This window comes from Schumannella sp. GW821-FHT10F01 (assembly GCF_058809295.1).
This window is the reverse complement of the sequence record NZ_JBXASM010000007.1, coordinates 175226-191343: the sequence shown is the minus strand read 5'-3', so window position 1 is coordinate 191343 and position 16118 is coordinate 175226. Positions and strand designations below refer to the sequence as shown.

Sequence of the window (16118 nt, the reverse complement as noted above, 5' to 3'; positions counted from 1 at the left end):
CCGCGGCACCGTCCGCGTCCGCCGACACGAGCCCGGCGGCCCGCGTCCGCTGGGTGCCGCTGCCCGCGCTGGCCGGAGCCGGGCTGGCCGAGGCGACCTCGCGGCTCGCCGCCCTCGGCATCCGGGTCGGGCTCGTCACCGAACGCGACGGCGCGGCGGCGGCGGGCACGGTCGTGGCCTCGCCGGAGCGCGTCGCGGAGGGCGGCGCGGCCGACCTCGTCATCGCCTCGGGCCGGAACGCCGTGCCGGAGACCGCCGGGCAGGACCCGGCCTCCGCCGTCGCGACCCTCCGCGCGGCGGGCTTCGGCGCCGGCGTCGAGCCCGCCGACCTCGCCTCGGGCGCCGCATCCCGGACGGTGACCGGCACGAGCCCGATCGCCGGCACATCGCTCCCGCTCGGCAGCGTGGTCGACGTGCGCACCGCGCCGACCGTCCCGGTCGCGGATCCCGACCACCCGGCGCCGACCGGCGCCCCCACCGCCGCGCCGACGCCCACGCCGACGCCGTCAGCGTCCAGGTCGCCTTAACCCGGCGACCCCCGGCCATTCACCTCCCGCGGTTCGAATAGCCCGTCCGCCTCCGGCAGACCAGCCCCCGCACGCCCCGCACCACCCGTTCCGCCCGCAGCGCCCCGCCCCGAGGAGACCCCCGTGACCGCCGCCGACATCACCCCGCGCTCGCTGCGGGCTCGGCCGTCGTTCGCCGACGCCGCGTTCCGGCGCACCGCGTTCTCCGCCGGCATCCTCACGGTCGCGATCATGCTCGCGGTCGGCGTGTTCCTCTCGCTGCGCGGCGGCGAGGCGCTCTCCGTCGCCGGCCCGTCGTTCTTCTGGACGCAGGAGTGGTCGCCCGAGACCGGTCACTTCGGCATCGGCGCCGTGCTCTTCGGCACGGTCACGATCGCCCTGGTCGCGATGACGGTGAGCTTCCCGCTCGCGATCGGCACGGCGCTGCTCATCTCGGAGCTGGCGTCCGGCGCGATCCGCTCGCTGCTGGTCGTGCTCGTCGACCTCATGGCCGCCGTGCCGAGCGTGGTCTTCGGGCTCTGGGGCCTGTTCTTCCTGCAGGAGAACATCATCCCGGTGTCGCGCTGGATGGCGACCTACTTCGGCTGGATCCCGATCTTCCGCGTCTCGACCGAGGACGGCGCGCCGCTGACCGACGGCACGTTCGCGTCGTCGGCGCTCATCGCCGGCGTGATCGTCGGGCTCATGGTCGTGCCGACGCAGACCTCGGTGATGCGGGAGGCGTTCTCGCAGGCGCCGGTGGGGGAGCGGGAGGGCGCGCTGGCGCTCGGCGCGACCCGCTGGGGCATGATCCGCACGGTCGTGCTGCCGTTCGGCCGCGGCGGCATCATCGGCGCGACGATGCTCGGGCTCGGCCGGGCGCTCGGCGAGACGATCACGGTCGCGATGATCATCTCGCCGCTCTTCACCATCAACTGGCAGGTGCTGAAGTCGGGCACCAACTCGGTCTCCGCGCTCATCGCGCTGCGCTACGGCGAGTCGAGCCAGTTCGGCCTCTCGGCCCTCATGGCCGCGGGACTCGCGCTGTTCCTCATCACCCTCGTGATCAACTTCGCCGCGTCGACCATCGTCGCCCGTTCGCGCTCCGGCGCCCAGACGAGCTGAGCACGCCATGAGCCTGCCTGCCGAGCGCGTCAGCACGCGCACCCGCACCACGGTCGTCGACGTCGCGGGCGTCGAGGTGCCCGAGCGCCGCAGCATCCGCAGCTCGACCGTCGCGGCGAAGTTCGACGCGATCGGCGCGGCCGTCGCCGCCATCGCCTTCACCGCCCTGCTCTACGGCTGGTTCAGCCCGCTCACCGGCGCGATCGGCGCGGTCGTGGTCGCGTTCCTGCTGTTCCTCGGGTTCTACGCGCTGCTGCTCTCGCTCGCCAACGACCGCCGCGCGGTCGCCGACCGCCTCATGAGCGTGCTCATGATCTCGGCCGGCGTCGTGCTGTTCGGCGCGCTCGTGTTCGTGGTCGCCTTCACCCTGGTGCGCGGCACCGACGCGTTCTGGCACGTCAACTTCTTCACGCAGGACATGGAGAAGGCCGGCCCGCTCGATCCGCTCAGCGTCGGCGGCATCACCCACGCGATCATCGGCACGCTGATCCAGATCTCGATCGCCCTCGCGGTCACCGTGCCGCTCGGCATCACGACGGCCGTGTTCCTCAACGAGGTCGGCGGCCGCTTCGCCCGCTTCGTGCGCACGATCTCGGATGCGATGACCGCGCTGCCCTCGATCGTCGCCGGCCTGTTCGTCTACTCCGCGGTCGTGCAGTTCATCACCCACCAGCGCTCCGGCATCGCCGCCTCGATGGCGATCACGGTGATGATGCTGCCGATCGTCATCCGCGCCTCCGACGTGGTGCTCCGCCTCGTCGCGGGCAGCCTGCGCGAGGCGTCGTACGCGCTCGGCTCGAACCGCTGGCGCACCGTGTGGCACGTGGTGCTGCCGACCGCGCGCTCGGGCCTGGTCACCGCCGTCATCCTCGGCACCGCGCGCGGCGTCGGCGAGACCTCGCCGGTGCTGCTGACCTCAGGCGTGACGGCCGTGATGAACCTCAACCCGTTCTCGGGCCCGATGATCTCGCTTCCGCTGCAGGTCTACGACTTCGTCAAGTCGCCGGAGCCGAACATGATCGCGCGCGGCTTCGGCACCGCGGCGACGCTCATCACGCTCGTGCTCATCCTCTTCATGATCGCCCGCATCATCGGCGGCCGGCCGCCGGGTGTGCTCTCGGCGGGGGAGCGCCGCCGCGCGGCCGCCCGCTCGGCCGCGGACCTCGACCGCATCACGCTCGCGACCGTCACACCGGTCGCCGCCATCCCCGCCGTGCCCCCGCCGCCGCCGGTCGCGCACGATCCGTCCCCCGCACCCGCAGCACCCGACACCACGACCCAGGAGCCCCCGCGATGATCCGCACCCGTTTCCGCCGTGCGGCCGCCGCCCTCTCGGGCGTCGCGGCGCTCGGGCTCGCGCTGATGCTCGTCTCGTCGGCCGCGCCGGCGCAGGCCGCCAGCTACGTCGCCATCTCGGGCAGCGGATCGACCTGGTCGCAAAACGCCCTCGACCAGTGGCGTCGCAACGTGGCCACCAACTACGGCATGCAGGTCAACTACTCGGGCACCGGCTCGTCCGCGGGCCGCACCGACTTCATCAACGGCACGGTCGACTTCGCGGTGAGCGAGATCCCGTTCCAGTCGAAGCCGGACGTCCCCGGCGCGCAGCCGGAGAACCCGGATGCCGACAGCTTCGCCTACATGCCGATCGTCGCGGGCGGCACGGCCTTCATGTACAACCTCAAGATCGGCGGCAAGCGGGTCACGAACCTCCGCCTCTCCGGCGACACCATCACGAAGATCTTCACGAACCAGATCTCGAACTGGTCCGACCCGGCGATCAAGGCCGACAACCCGGGTCTCGCGATGCCGAACAAGGCGATCACGCCGGTCGTCCGCTCCGACGGCTCCGGTTCGACCGCGCAGTTCACGCTGTGGATGTCGAAGCAGTACGCCTCGCAGTGGTCCGCCTACTCGGGGCAGTCGGGCCTCACCTCCCAGTACCCGGTGAAGGGCGCGATCAAGGCGCAGAACGGCTCGCTCGGCGTGGCCGGCTACGTGAGCCAGAGCTACGGCGAGGGTGCGATCACCTACGTCGAGTACAGCTACGCGCTGAAGTCGGGCTTCCCGGTCGCGAAGGTGCTCAACGCGTCCGGCTACTACGTCGAGCCGACCGCGTCGTCGGTGGCCGTCGCCCTGCTCCAGGCGCGCATCAACGGGGATCTCACGCAGAACCTCGACGGCGTGTACAACAACGGCGACAAGCGCAACTACCCGCTCTCGAGCTACTCGTACATGATCGTGCCGACCAAGGTGCGCGGCATCTTCACCGAGGCGAAGGGCGCCACCCTCGGCACGTTCGCGAGCTACATGCTCTGCGAGGGCCAGCAGCAGGCGCCGGCGCTCGGCTACTCGCCGCTGCCGATGAACCTGGTCAAGGCCGGGTTCACCCAGATCTCCCGCATCCCGGGCGCCGCGAGCGCAAACGTCGACATCAACAAGTGCAACAACCCGACGTTCAAGGCGGGCCAGAGCGAGTCGGACAACCTGCTCGCGCAGACCGCGCCGCAGCCCGCCGCGTGCGACGCGAAGGGCCCGAACCAGTGCACGACTGGCACGGCCGGCGCCAAGACGGAGACGCCGGTCAGCGGCACCGGATCCGGCGGATCCGCTGCCGGCTCCGGCTCGGGATCCGGCGGCGGCACGGGCGGCACGGGCGACGGTGCGACCTCCGGCGACGGCACCGGCACGGGCGACGGCGCGACCCAGTACGACGAGAACGGCAACCCGATCAACGCGAACAACGCCTCGTCGAACAGCGCCGTCTCGAAGCAGTACAAGCTGCCGGACGATCCCTTCGGCCCCGGCCAGGTGGCGATGATCATCGCCGGCGTGCTGCTCGCCGCGGCCGTCGTGCTGCCGCCGCTGCTCTCCCGCCGGATGCGCTCCGGCGACCGCTCCGGCGGCTGACGCACCGGCGCGGCGGCCCGTCCGGCCGCCGCGCCGGAGCACCTCCGGGATGCGCCCCGGCGTGTGCTCCTTCCCGATCCGTTCACCGTCCCGATACCGCCCGCCAACAGCCTGTTCGCGGGCCCCCCGAGCCCGCTTCTCCCCTTCCTGGAGCCATCTGTGACCACCCCTGCCCGTCGCCGCTCGCGCCTGCGCGCCGCCGTCATGCCGCTGCTCGCCGGCGCGCTCGCCGCCGGCCTCACGCTCGTGACCGGTCTCGCCATCACGGCTCCCGCGCACGCGGCGGACGACGCCGGATCCGCGGTCACGGTGACGGCGGCGGAGCAGGACGCGGACGTCGCGAACGCTCCGTTCCCCGGGCTGAAGCTCACGGTGTCGCAGACCGAGGGCCTCGTGTCGCAGGCGATCACGCTCAGCTGGACGGGCGGCAAGGCCTCGACCCAGCCGAGCCAGCAGAACGGCGGCACGAACTTCCTGCAGTTCGCCCAGTGCTGGGGCGGTGCCGACACCACGACGGGCCCCGACCGCACGACCTGCCAGTACGGCGGCTTCAACCAGGCCGGCACGACCCGCGACCGCTACCACGCGCAGGGCACCGCCGACGAGGCGGACGCGGCGTACACGGTCTCGGAGGCACCGCTCGGCGACTACACGTCGGTGCCGTTCACGGCGGTCGACGGCACCGTCTCCACGAACATCGACGCCGTCGCGAAGACGCGCATCCGCGGTGTCGACCCGAACACCAACCAGTTCTTCACCAAGTACACGACCAACGAGGTGCCGTGGGCCGGCTCCGGCTCGGACGGCACCGGCGCGGTGAAGTTCGAGGTGCAGACGAAGGTGCAGGCGCCCGGCCTCGGCTGCGGCGATCTCGTCACCGCGTCGGACGGCTCGAAGACCGGCCGCTCCTGCTGGCTCGTCGCGATCCCGCGGGGCACGGCCGACGCGGGCAGCACGCAGACCGACCAGTCGGGCCTGTTCGCCGCCCAGTGGAAGCACCGGATCGCCGTGAAGCTCGGCTTCCGCCCCATCGGCGACGTCTGCGCGATCGGCGCACAGGAGCGCCAGCTGCAGGGCAGCGAGCTCATCACCGGCGCGGTCGCCTCGTGGCAGCCGGAGCTCTGCGGCGCGGCCGTCGGCGACGCCTACTCGGTGCTGACCGGCACGGAGTCGGATGCGGTCGGCGCGGCGAACAGCGCGGTTCCCGGCCCGATGGCGCTCACCACGCGGTCGCTGCAGGGCGACGTCGAAGACGACCTGCAGTACGCCCCGATCGGCCTGACCGGACTCGCGATCTCGTTCGCCATCGACCGGCAGCCCGCGCTCGACGGCTCGGCCTCGCCCGCCGAGCAGGCTCGCGCGAAGCTGCCGTTCAGCGCGATGAACCTGACGCCGCGTCTCGTCGCGAAGCTCCTCACCGGCTCCTACCTCGACGCGCTGCCCTACGACGCCGACCGGTCGCATCTGGCCGGCAACCCGCGCAACCTGCTCTTCGACCCCGACTTCCGGGCGGTCAACGACCCGGAGTGGTCGCACCAGGCCATCGCGAGCCCCGCCGTCGCCGACGCGCTGGTGCCGCAGGGCCGCTCGGACGCCGCGTTCGCGCTCTGGTCGTACGTCATGGCGGACGCCGACGCCCGTGCGTTCCTGGCCGGCACGGCGGACCAGTGGGGCATGAAGGTCAACAAGTGGGCGTCCGACTCCGCGACGGTCGCACCGAAGGACGCCTCCGGCGCCTCGTTCGCGCAGACCTACCCGGCCGACAGCTTCCCGAAGGCGGACCCCGCCGAGGTGGCCGCACAGGACGGCAAGGCCGCGGTGAACGTCGTCACCTGGCGTCCGTTCACGAGCGACCTCGACACCTCCGCGTACAAGACGCTGCGCGGCGACGGGCAGGTGCTCGGCGCCTGGAACCCGGTCTCGAGCCCGCCCGCCTACGACAAGAGCGTGCGCGACCTGCCCGGCAACCAGGCGGTCGTCGGCGTGACGGACGCGGCCTCCGCGGAGAAGTACCTCACCGTCACCGCGGCGCTGCGCAACCCGGCCGGCCAGTTCGTCGCGCCGAGCGTGGCCGGGTTCACCGCGGCCGCGGCCGCCATGTCGCGGTCGACGACGCAGCCCCAGGTCGTCTCGTTCGACAACGGCTCGGATGCCGCGAAGGCGGCGCCGACCGCCTACCCCCTGACGATGCCGGTCTACGCGGCGGCGAACCCCGCCATGACCGACACCGCGCTGCGCACCAGCTATGCGGCCTTCATCCGCTACGCCGTCTCGGCCGGCGCGCAGACGCCCGGCGTCGAGGTCGGCTCGCTGCCCGCCGGGTATGCACCGCTGCCCGCGGCCTGGCGCACGCAGGCGCTCACCGCGGCGGCCGCGATCGAGTCGGGCGCCGTCGCAGAGACCGGCGGCGAGATCCTCGATCCGGGCGCCGGCGGGTCGGGCGGGTTCGACCTGCCGCTCGTGAACCTGCCCGGCAACGAGTCGGCCGCGGGCAGCGCTGCCGCCGGGAACCCGACCGCCTCCGGCTCCGCCGTCACGCTCTCCTCCGCGAAGACCCCCGGCGACGGCGACCGCGACGGGCTCGACACGGTCGTGCCGCTGAGCCTGCTCGCCGGCGTGCTTGGCGTCGTCGCCATCCAGGTGCTCCGGATCCGGAGGCGCATCTGACGCACCCATGAACTTGGCGGAGCGCTCGACCGGGCTGGGACCCGGAGCTCCGCTCCAAGCCGCGAGCGCACCGCCCTGGGACGAGCGCGGAACCACCCCTCGAAAGGACAGCACTCCCTTGAAGATCAAGAAGGTCGCGGCGTTCGCCGCGGCTGCCGCGGTCGCCGTCACCGGTGCCGCGCTCGCCGCCCCCGCCTTCGCAGAGCCGGTCTCGAACAGCTACGTGCTGGTCGGTTCCGACACGCTGCAGGACTCCACCAACGCGCTCATCAACGGCACCGACGCCTCGGGCACCCGCGTGCGCATCCTCGCCAACAACAGCACGCTCGGCTCGTTCGACGCGTTCGGCTCGGCCGCCATCCAGACCAAGCCGGGCGGCGCGTACTTCGGCCGCCCCGCCGGATCCGGCGCCGGCGTCACCGCGCTCCGCGCCTCCATCACCGGCGTCGCCTACTCCGCGGGCGGCACCAACACGACCCCGGCCAAGGTCATCACCGGCCAGGTCGACATCGCCCGCTCGTCGTCCGGCCCGGGCACCAACGGCAACGCCGACGGCAAGCTGCTCTACTACCCCTACGCGCGCGACGCCGTCGGCTACGCGTACAAGGGCGGCACGGCGGCCTGGGCGAACCTCACCCCGGCGCAGCTCAAGCAGATCTTCGACGGCACGCTGACCACCGTCGACGGCGCCGCGATCAAGCCCCGCCTGCCCCAGACCGGCTCCGGTACCCGCAACTTCTTCCTCGCGGCGCTCGGCTACACCGGCACTACCGCTCCGGGTGTGAGCGACACCGGCAACGCCACGGCGGAGAACGACGCGTCGGTGCTCGGCGCCGGCGAGATCATCCCCTTCTCGGTCGCGAGCTGGGTCGCCCAGTCGAACGGCGTGACCGGCGTCAGCACGATCGGCACCACCGGCGTGCTGCTCGGCAGCCCGATCTCCGGCGTCGCGCCCTACACCGGCACCGGCAGCAGCCTCGTGCCGAACCAGGCGTTCTACAGCGACACCACGTTCGGCCGCGACACCTACCTCGTCGTCGAGCGCGCCCGCGTCACCCCCGGTGACGCCAAGTACGACGCGGCCCTCGCCGGCCTCGTCGACTCCACCAAGGCCGGCAGCCTCACGAACTTCGGCTCGCTGAACTCCACCCCCGGCGCCGTCAAGAAGAAGTTCGGCTTCCTCGCCCCCTCCACCACCACCCCGCTCCCCGCGTACGTCACGCTCTGACCCCGATAGGAATCTGATCATCATGTTCAAGTCCGTCGCCTCGAAGGCCGCCGCGGTCACCGCTGCCGGCTTCGTGGTCCTCGCCTCGTCCGTGGCCGCTCCGGCGTTCGCGGCCACCCCGGCCGACTCGGCCGGCCCCTGGTACATCGCCGACGGCGGCACGGGTGCACCCGTCGCCGCCGGCACCACGCTGACCTGGAACTCCGAGGTCATCGGCATCCCGGTCAAGGACAACTACGACGCCCTCTTCACCGGCTCGGCCGACGCCGAGTCCGTCGCGGTGTTCCTCGCCCCCGTCGGCTCGGAGAAGACCCCGAGCGCCTGGGCGGCGTACTCGCCGGCCGGCTTCAACAACGGGTCGAAGAACGTCACCCAGCCGCAGGCCACCCTCTCGCAGCTCAGCAACGGCAACCCGCTCGCGGTCAAGGCCGCCGGCGGCGAGTACAGCTACGGCCTCGCGTTCCTCAAGAACAACGGCCTCACGATGGCCTCGGCCGGCGTGTACTACACCAAGCTGCACATCAAGGCCGGTGGCGACTACACGTTCGACTCGCCGACCGAGACGACCACCCCGCCGGTGGACCCGCCGGTGAACCCGGGCGCGAAGACCGGCTCGATCGACCTGTCCGCGAACGCCATCGCGGGCCAGGACGGCGTGCTCGAGCTGTCGATCCCGACCGGCGCCAAGGCGACCCTCGGCACCCCGGCGCTCGTGAACGGCGTCTCGACCGCGACCGGCAAGCTCGGTCAGTTCTCGGTCAAGGACGGCCGCCAGGAGTCCACGCCCGGCTGGGACCTCACCAGCTCGGTCGCGGTCTTCACCAACGGCACCGACACCATCGAGGCGAAGCAGCTCGGCGTGAAGCCGACCGTCGTCGGCACAGAGTCGGCTGCGGTCGCCGCCGCCGGCAACACGGCCGGCACCGCGTCGGACGGCAAGTTCGCGTCGTCGGCCGCCGGCAAGTCCGGTCTGACCAACCTCGACGCCGACCTGACCTTCGTCGCCCCCGCGAAGTCGAAGGCCGGCACCTACACCTCGAAGATGACGCTCACGCTCGTCTCGAAGTAGGCCCCACCGCCCCGGGCGGGCGCCGATCCGTCGGCCCCGCCCGGGGCATCCCCGTCTCCGCCGCCGCCGGCCGATCCCGGCGCGGTCCGGAGACACCCGGACACCCTCCCCGGCGGCGTGCTCGTTCAGTGCGCCTTCACCTTGCCGACCTCATCCGGCAACCGAGCTCAGGCTGGATACACTGTGCCCTCCACCCGGACCCCCGACGCGCCGCTCCGGCGCCTCGCCGCCGCCGCGATCGTCGCGGCGTCGGTGCTCGGCCTGCTGCTCGTCGCACCGGCCTCGAGCGCCTCGGCGGCGGACAGCATCGGCATCGCCGGCGCCCCCTCGAAGTCCGGCGTGATCGACGGCCGCACCCGCTTCAGCTACCAGGTCGCGCCGGGTCAGCACCTCGAGGACGAGTACACCGTCCGCAACACGGGCACCGAGCCGCAGACCATGACGGTCTTCGCCACCGACGCGTTCAACACCGATGCCGGCGACTGGGGGCTGCTCGACACCGACGCGACCCCGAAGGACTCCGGCGCCTGGGTCAGCTTCGCCGGCCAGCCGAAGCAGACCGTGACGCTCGCGCCGGGAGCCAGCCAGGCCGTGCCGTTCTCGGTCGACGTGCCGGCGGACGCGCAGCCTGGCGACCACGCGGGCGGCCTCGTCGTGTCGGCGGTCTCGCCGGACAGCCAGGTGCTCGTGGACCGCCGCGTCGCCACCCGCCTCTACGTCCGCGTGCCCGGCGACATCCGCGCCTCGCTCACGGTCAGCTCGATGGCGTCGCACTACGTCTCCTCGTGGAACCCCTTCGACGGCGAGGTCGTCGTCGACCTGACAGTCCGCAACACCGGCAACGTGGCGCTCGGCGGTCTCGCCGTCGTCGGCACGAAGACCTGGTTCGGCGTCGGCGTGGCCCGCACGGCCCGCCCCGAGTTCCCGGAGCTGCTGCCCGGCAACGTCCGGAAGATGTCGGTCACGCTGCACGGCATCCCGGCGCTCGGCTACCTCGAGCCGTACATCTCGCTCGCCCCGCAGATCTCGCCGGACGCGATCCAGCCCCCGGTGCTCGTCACGACCGAGCGCAGCGACTCCGCCGTCGCCATGCCGTGGCTGCTCATCGCCGTCCTGGTGATCGCCGGCGGCTGGTTCGGCGTCACGCGGATCATGCGCCGCCGCGACGCGAAGCGCGCCGAGGTCTGGATGGCGTACGTGCAGGACGAGGAGCGCCGTCGGGCGGCCGAGGAGCGCGTCGCCACCGCCGAGGAGAGCGGCACCGAGGGCATCGCTGCCGGGCAGAGCACCCTCGAGCGGGACCGGTCCGAGCGATGAGGCGCCTGCTCGCCGCGGCTGTGCCCGCCGCGCTCCTGCTCGCGCTCGCCGGCGCCGCAGCGCCCGCCGCCGCAGCGGAGGACGGCGGCACCGCCGACTACCCGATCAGCGTCGACGTGCTCGACGACGGCACCGGCGCTCCGGCCGGCTCGGGCTCGGGCTCGTCCGGGTCGGGCTCGTCCGGCTCCGGATCCGGCTCGTATGGTTCGGGCTCCTCCGGATCGGGATCCGGCTCGACGGGCGGCTCGACCGGTGGCGGCACCGGCGGCACGGGCGCCGGCACGGGCGCGAAGGGCGCGGCCGCGATCCGCACCTCGCTGTTCGGCATCGACGGCATCCGGCTCGGCTACGTGTTCTCGCTGCTGCCCGGCTCCGGCGCCGTCGACACGCACATCGTGCTCCATAACGGCGGCGCGAAGGAGATCGAGGTGACCGTGCGGGGCTGGCTCACCGGTCCGTTCGGCATCGAGCTCGGCCCGCGGCAGACGCAGCACGTCGTCGTGAAGCCGGGGGAGTCCGCCGAGGTCGGCCTCCGGCTCGGGGCCGTGGGCCAGTGGGGCTTCGTCACGTCGCACGTGCAGGCGATCCCGCCGTCGACCATCGACGGCGCGCCGATGAAGACCGTCAGCCGCGAGCAGTCGATGTTCGTCGTGCCGTGGCTGATCTGCGGCGCCCTCGTCATCGGCGGGGCCGTCGGCTACCCGCTGTACCGGATCGTCCGCTCCGCCTCGCGGATGCCGGTGGCGGTGCCGGCATGATCGTCGACGCGCCGCCGGCGCCGCCGCAGCACACGCCTCCGCCGCCGTCCTCCTGGACGCCGGCCGCGCCGCCGCCTCCGCCGCGCCGCATCCCGAAGCCCCCGGTGCGCTACGCCCCGATGACCCCGCTGCAGAGCATCGCCCGCAGCGCCCTCATCGTCGCGGTGCTGCTGCTCGGCGCCTTCCTCCTGCAGGTCGTCGTGCTCTCGCAGCTGCAGCACGTGACCGGGCAGCAGCGCCTGCGCGACAGCTTCCGGGAGTCGCTCGAGAACGGCGTCGCGCCGGTCAGCGAGGTCGCGCCCGTGGAGGTGCGCGACAACGAGTTCGAGGACCGGCTCATCCCGGACGGCACGCCCGTCGCGGCCATCGACATCCCGGCCATCGGCCTGCGCGAGGTGATCGCGGAGGGCACGGACGGCGACACCCTGAAGCTCGGGCCCGGCCACCGCCGCGACACCCCGCTGCCCGGCCAGCCCGGCGTCAGCACGATCCTCGGCCGCGCCGCGGCGTACGGCGGTCCGTTCTCGCGCATCCAGGAGCTCGCGCCGGGGGAGCGGTTCACGGTGCGCACCGGGCAGGGCCGCAGCACGTTCTCGGTGATCGGCGTGCGCTACGCCGGCGATCCGCTGCCGCCGTCGCTCGCGTCGGGCCAGAGCCGCATCGTGCTGGTGAGCGCGCGCGGCCCGGCGTTCATGCCGCAGGGCATCGTCTACGTCGACGCCGCACTCGTGAGCCCGGTGCAGGACAGCGGTCCCCGCCAGACCACGCCCACCAGCCTCCCGCCCGAGGACCGCGCCATGGCGACCGACACCCGCACGGCGTGGGCGCTCGTGTTCGCCATGCAGTTCCTGCTCGCCGCGCACCTCGCCGCCGTCTGGGCCCGCCGCAGGGTCGGCAGCCGCCGCACCTGGATCGTCGGCGTGCCCGTCATCGGGCTGGCCGTGCTGCTCTGCGTCGACCGGCTGCTGCCGCTGCTGCCCAATCTGCTCTGACCCCGCTCCGCCGCGAGCGGACCCCATCCCGAGGAGGACCATGACCGACGCGCATCGCGACCCGGTGACCGAGGTGCTGCCCGCGCCCGTCATCCCCGCCGCCGGCGCCGCGGCGGACCCCGCCGCGCCCCCGGCCCCGATCGTCGGCTACGCGCCCTACCTCGACGCGGGTGCGGCGTCCGCGCCGTCCGCCGCCCCGAGCGGCAACGTGCTGCCGTTCCGGCACACCGAGCTCGCGGCGCTCGAGGCCCGCTCGATCACCGCCTGGTTCGGCGACCACCAGGTGCTCGACCGGGTGTCGCTGATGATGCCGGCCGGCGAGATCACGTCGCTCATCGGCCCCTCCGGCTGCGGCAAGTCGACGTTCCTCCGCATCCTGAACCGGATGCACGAGCTCGTGCCCTCCGCCAGCCTGGCCGGGGAGGTGCTGCTCGACGACGTCGACATCTACGACCCGGAGCGGCGTCTCACCGACGCCCGCAAGGAGATCGGGATGGTGTTCCAGAAGCCGAACCCGTTCCCGGCGATGTCGATCTACGACAACGTCATCGCGGGCCTCAAGCTCACCGGCGTGCGCGCCGACCGCGACCGCAAGGACTTCCTCGTCGAGTCGTCGCTGCGGAAGGCGGGGCTCTGGACCGAGGTGAAGGACCGTCTCCGCGCGCCCGGCGGCGGCCTCTCCGGCGGCCAGCAGCAGCGGCTCTGCATCGCTCGCTCGCTCGCCGTGCAGCCGCGCGTGCTGCTCATGGACGAGCCGTGCTCGGCGCTCGACCCGACCTCGACCCGCGTGATCGAGGAGACGATGCTCGAGCTCGCGAGCGAGGTCACGATCGTGATCGTCACGCACAACATGCAGCAGGCCCAGCGGGTGTCGTCGCAGTGCGCCTTCTTCCTCGCCGGCGCCGGACGACCCGGCGGCATCGTCGAGCACGGCGGCACCGACGCGATGTTCGGCGACCCGCAGGACGAGCGCACCGCGGACTACGTCAACGGCCGCTTCGGATAAGACGCAGATCCGGATCCCCGAGCCGGTCGAAGGGGCTTCGACAGGCTCAGCCGTCCGAGGCGCGGGCGTGCTCGGTGACGAACGCGGCCACCTCGTCCGCCGCCGTCGCGAGGTGCTGGGCGTGCGTCAGGCCCGTCAGCTTCACGCGGGGGCGGAGCTCGTGCTCGCCGTCCTCGAGCCACACGATGCGGACCGCAGGGGAGAGCGCCGACGCGACCGGCTCGACCGCCACCTCCTCGCGCGTGCCGAAGGGGTCGCGCGTGCCCTGCACGATGAGCGCCGGGGTGCGGAGCGGCGTCAGGTGCGCGGTGCGCAGCGCGTCCGGCCGGCCGGGCGGATGGAACGGGTAGCCGAGGCAGACGAGCGCCGTGACGCGACCCGCGGCGTGCTCGGCGTCGGCGAGCATGCTCGCCACGCGGCCGCCCATCGACTTGCCGCCGACGGCGATCGGCCCGCCGGTCTCCTCGACCAGCTGCGCCACGAGCGCGGCGTACTCCGGTATGACCGTGTCGGCCCGCGGCACGGGCCGGCGGACGCCCTCGCGGCGCGCGGCCATGTAGCCGAACTCGAAGCGCGCCACGCGGATGCCGCGATCGCCGAGCAGGCCCGCGACCGTCGTCATCCACGCCGTCTCCATCCCCGCGCCGGCGCCGTGCGCGAGCGCGAGCACGGGCCCGTCGTCCGGACCGCTCCAGAGCACGGGGATCGTCATCCGGCCAGCCTAGATAGGCTCGGCGGGTGAAGATCGCGCGCTTCAGCTCCGGTGACCAGGGACCGCGCTACGGGATCGTCGATGACGAGGAGCTCGTGGTGCTGACGGGCGACCCGATGTTCTCGCCCACCGGCGGCTGGAACTTCGACACCACGGGCGAGCGGGTCGCGCTCGCCGACGCCCGCCTGCTGGCGCCGGTCATCCCGCGCTCGAAGGTCGTCGCGGTGGGGATGAACTACGCCGCCCACGCGAAGACCATGGACTACGACGGGCCGCCGACGCCGCTCATCTTCCTCAAGCCGAACACGTCGGTCGTCGGCCCCGGCGACCCCATCCGCATCCCGCCGGTCGAGGGGCGCATCACCCACGAGGGCGAGCTCGCGGTCGTGATCGGCCGCATCGGCAAGCAGGTCAAGGCCGCCGACTGGGAGTCGATCGTCTTCGGCTACACGATCGCCAACGACGTGTCGGCTCGCGACCAGATGTTCGCCGACGGCCAGTGGGCGCGCGCGAAGGGCTTCGACACCTTCTGCCCGCTCGGCCCGTGGATCGAGACGGAGCTCGACCCGACGGATCTCGAGATCCGCACCTACGTCTCCGGCGAGCCGCGGCGCGCGGGCAACACCTCCGACATGATCCACAAGCTGCCGGAGCTGATCGAGTACATCACCGACGTGTGGACGCTCCTGCCCGGCGACGTCATCATCACCGGCACCCCCGACGGCCTCGGCGGCTTCGTCGACGGCGACACCGTCGACATCGACATCGAGGGCATCGGCCGGCTCTCGAATCCCGCCCTGCTGCGCGACGCGCGGTGAGCGGAGGCCGCGCCGCCTGGCTCCCGGGCGTGCTCGTCGCGGCGCTCGGTGCGGCGCTCGGCTGGCTGGTGCACCTCGCGCTGCCCGCGGTGCCGTGGCTCACGGCCTCGCTCGTGCTCGGCGTGCTCGCCGGCTGCCTGCCGCCGCTGCGTCCGGTGCTCGACGGGCCGCTCCGGCCCGGCCTCGGCCTCGCCGCGCGGCGGCTGCTGCGGATCGGCATCGTCGTGCTCGGGCTGAAGCTCTCGCTGCAGGACATCGCCGCCCTCGGCTGGGTCGGCGTCCTCTCGATCGTCGCGCTCGTGGTGCTGAGCTTCGCCGCGACGTACGGGATCGGCCGGCTCCTGCGCCTGCCCGGCGACGAGCCCGCCCTGCTCGCGGCCGGCTTCTCGATCTGCGGTGTCTCCGCGATCGGGGCGATGAGCGCGGCCCGCGGCTCGCGGTCCGACGACGCGGCCGTGCCGACGGCGCTCGTCACGCTGTACGGCACGCTCGCGATCGTGGTGCTCCCGCTGCTCGCGGTGCCGCTGCAGCTCGACGGCGCCCGCTACGGGCACTGGATCGGGGCGAGCGTGCACGACGTCGGGCAGGTGGTCGCCACCGCAGGGACCGCGGGCGCCGCGGTGCTCGCTGTGGCGGTCGTCGTGAAGCTGACCCGCGTGCTGATGCTGGCCCCGATGGTCGCCGTCACCGCGCTGCTGGCCCGCCGTCGCGCGGCCCCCGCGGCGGGCGGGGCGCGGCCGCCGATCGTGCCGCTGTTCATCGTCGGGTTCGTGGCGCTCGTGCTCGTGCGCACGCTGCTGCCCGTGCCCGAGGCGGTGCTCGCGGTCGCGGACGTCGTGCAGTCCGCGCTCCTCGCCGCCGCCCTCACGGCGATCGGCGCGAACCTCCGGCTCGAGCGGATCGCGCGGTCCGGCCTCCACTCGCTCGCCGCCGGCGCGCTCTCGTGGGTCGCGATCCTCGTGCTGGCGCTCGCTGCGGTGCAGCTGGCCGGATGAGGTCGGGCCCGGTGC

The 16118-nt window shown here is 73.1% G+C and carries 14 protein-coding genes; 13 read left to right on the top strand and 1 reads right to left on the bottom strand.

The features are described from left to right. The 11 genes from AC1RSJ_RS10315 to AC1RSJ_RS10265 all read left to right on the top strand — a co-directional run. Positions 1–527 (top strand): PASTA domain-containing protein (locus AC1RSJ_RS10315; protein ID WP_493118284.1); only part of this gene is annotated, 527 nt, incomplete at its 5' end. A gap of 123 nt (positions 528–650) precedes the next feature. Next, positions 651–1631: a phosphate ABC transporter permease subunit PstC gene (gene pstC / locus AC1RSJ_RS10310; protein ID WP_493118283.1), complete on the top strand. Its 981-nt coding sequence runs from the start codon at positions 651–653 to the stop codon at positions 1629–1631. A 7-nt stretch (positions 1632–1638) separates the two neighbouring features. Further along, on the top strand, positions 1639–2928 hold the full coding sequence (gene pstA / locus AC1RSJ_RS10305; RefSeq protein ID WP_493118282.1) for a phosphate ABC transporter permease PstA: 1290 nt from the start codon (positions 1639–1641) through the stop codon (positions 2926–2928). Next, positions 2925–4541, top strand: coding sequence for a phosphate ABC transporter substrate-binding protein PstS (pstS, locus tag AC1RSJ_RS10300; protein WP_493118281.1), 1617 nt, complete (start codon positions 2925–2927; stop codon positions 4539–4541). The genes pstA and pstS overlap by 4 nt, the downstream gene beginning before the upstream one ends. Positions 4542–4700: 159 nt before the next feature. Then, positions 4701–7208, top strand: coding sequence for a hypothetical protein (locus tag AC1RSJ_RS10295; RefSeq protein WP_493118280.1), 2508 nt, complete (start codon positions 4701–4703; stop codon positions 7206–7208). 118 nt (positions 7209–7326) lie between these two features. Next, positions 7327–8436, top strand: coding sequence for a substrate-binding domain-containing protein (locus AC1RSJ_RS10290; protein ID WP_493118279.1), 1110 nt, complete (start codon positions 7327–7329; stop codon positions 8434–8436). A 22-nt stretch (positions 8437–8458) separates the two neighbouring features. Next, a complete protein-coding gene (locus AC1RSJ_RS10285; RefSeq protein WP_493118278.1) occupies positions 8459–9505 on the top strand; it encodes a hypothetical protein in 1047 nt (348 codons plus the stop codon). Between the two features lie 183 nt (positions 9506–9688). Then, positions 9689–10822 (top strand): hypothetical protein, encoded by a 1134-nt coding sequence (locus AC1RSJ_RS10280; RefSeq protein ID WP_493118277.1) that lies wholly within the window; start codon positions 9689–9691, stop codon positions 10820–10822. Continuing rightward, positions 10819–11580: a hypothetical protein gene (locus AC1RSJ_RS10275; RefSeq protein ID WP_493118276.1), complete on the top strand. Its 762-nt coding sequence runs from the start codon at positions 10819–10821 to the stop codon at positions 11578–11580. Before AC1RSJ_RS10280 ends, AC1RSJ_RS10275 begins: the two co-directional genes overlap by 4 nt. Beyond that, positions 11577–12572: a sortase gene (locus AC1RSJ_RS10270; RefSeq protein ID WP_493118275.1), complete on the top strand. Its 996-nt coding sequence runs from the start codon at positions 11577–11579 to the stop codon at positions 12570–12572. The genes AC1RSJ_RS10275 and AC1RSJ_RS10270 overlap by 4 nt, the downstream gene beginning before the upstream one ends. Before the next feature lie 40 nt (positions 12573–12612). Then, positions 12613–13578 carry a phosphate ABC transporter ATP-binding protein gene (locus AC1RSJ_RS10265; protein WP_493118274.1) on the top strand — a complete coding sequence of 322 codons (966 nt, stop codon included), beginning with the start codon at positions 12613–12615 and terminating at the stop codon, positions 13576–13578. Between the two features lie 46 nt (positions 13579–13624). Here the strand turns inward: AC1RSJ_RS10265 and AC1RSJ_RS10260 are convergent, their stop codons facing one another. Beyond that, on the bottom strand, positions 13625–14290 hold the full coding sequence (locus AC1RSJ_RS10260) for an alpha/beta family hydrolase (protein ID WP_493118273.1): 666 nt from the start codon (positions 14288–14290) through the stop codon (positions 13625–13627). A 26-nt stretch (positions 14291–14316) separates the two neighbouring features. Between AC1RSJ_RS10260 and AC1RSJ_RS10255 the strand changes: the two genes are divergently transcribed. Both AC1RSJ_RS10255 and AC1RSJ_RS10250 read left to right on the top strand, forming a co-directional pair. Next, the gene (locus AC1RSJ_RS10255) at positions 14317–15108 is read left to right on the top strand and encodes a fumarylacetoacetate hydrolase family protein (protein ID WP_493118272.1); all 792 of its coding nucleotides are present in this window, start codon (positions 14317–14319) and stop codon (positions 15106–15108) included. Beyond that, positions 15105–16103, top strand: coding sequence for a YeiH family protein (locus AC1RSJ_RS10250; protein WP_493118271.1), 999 nt, complete (start codon positions 15105–15107; stop codon positions 16101–16103). Before AC1RSJ_RS10255 ends, AC1RSJ_RS10250 begins: the two co-directional genes overlap by 4 nt. Positions 16104–16118 lie beyond the last annotated feature (15 nt).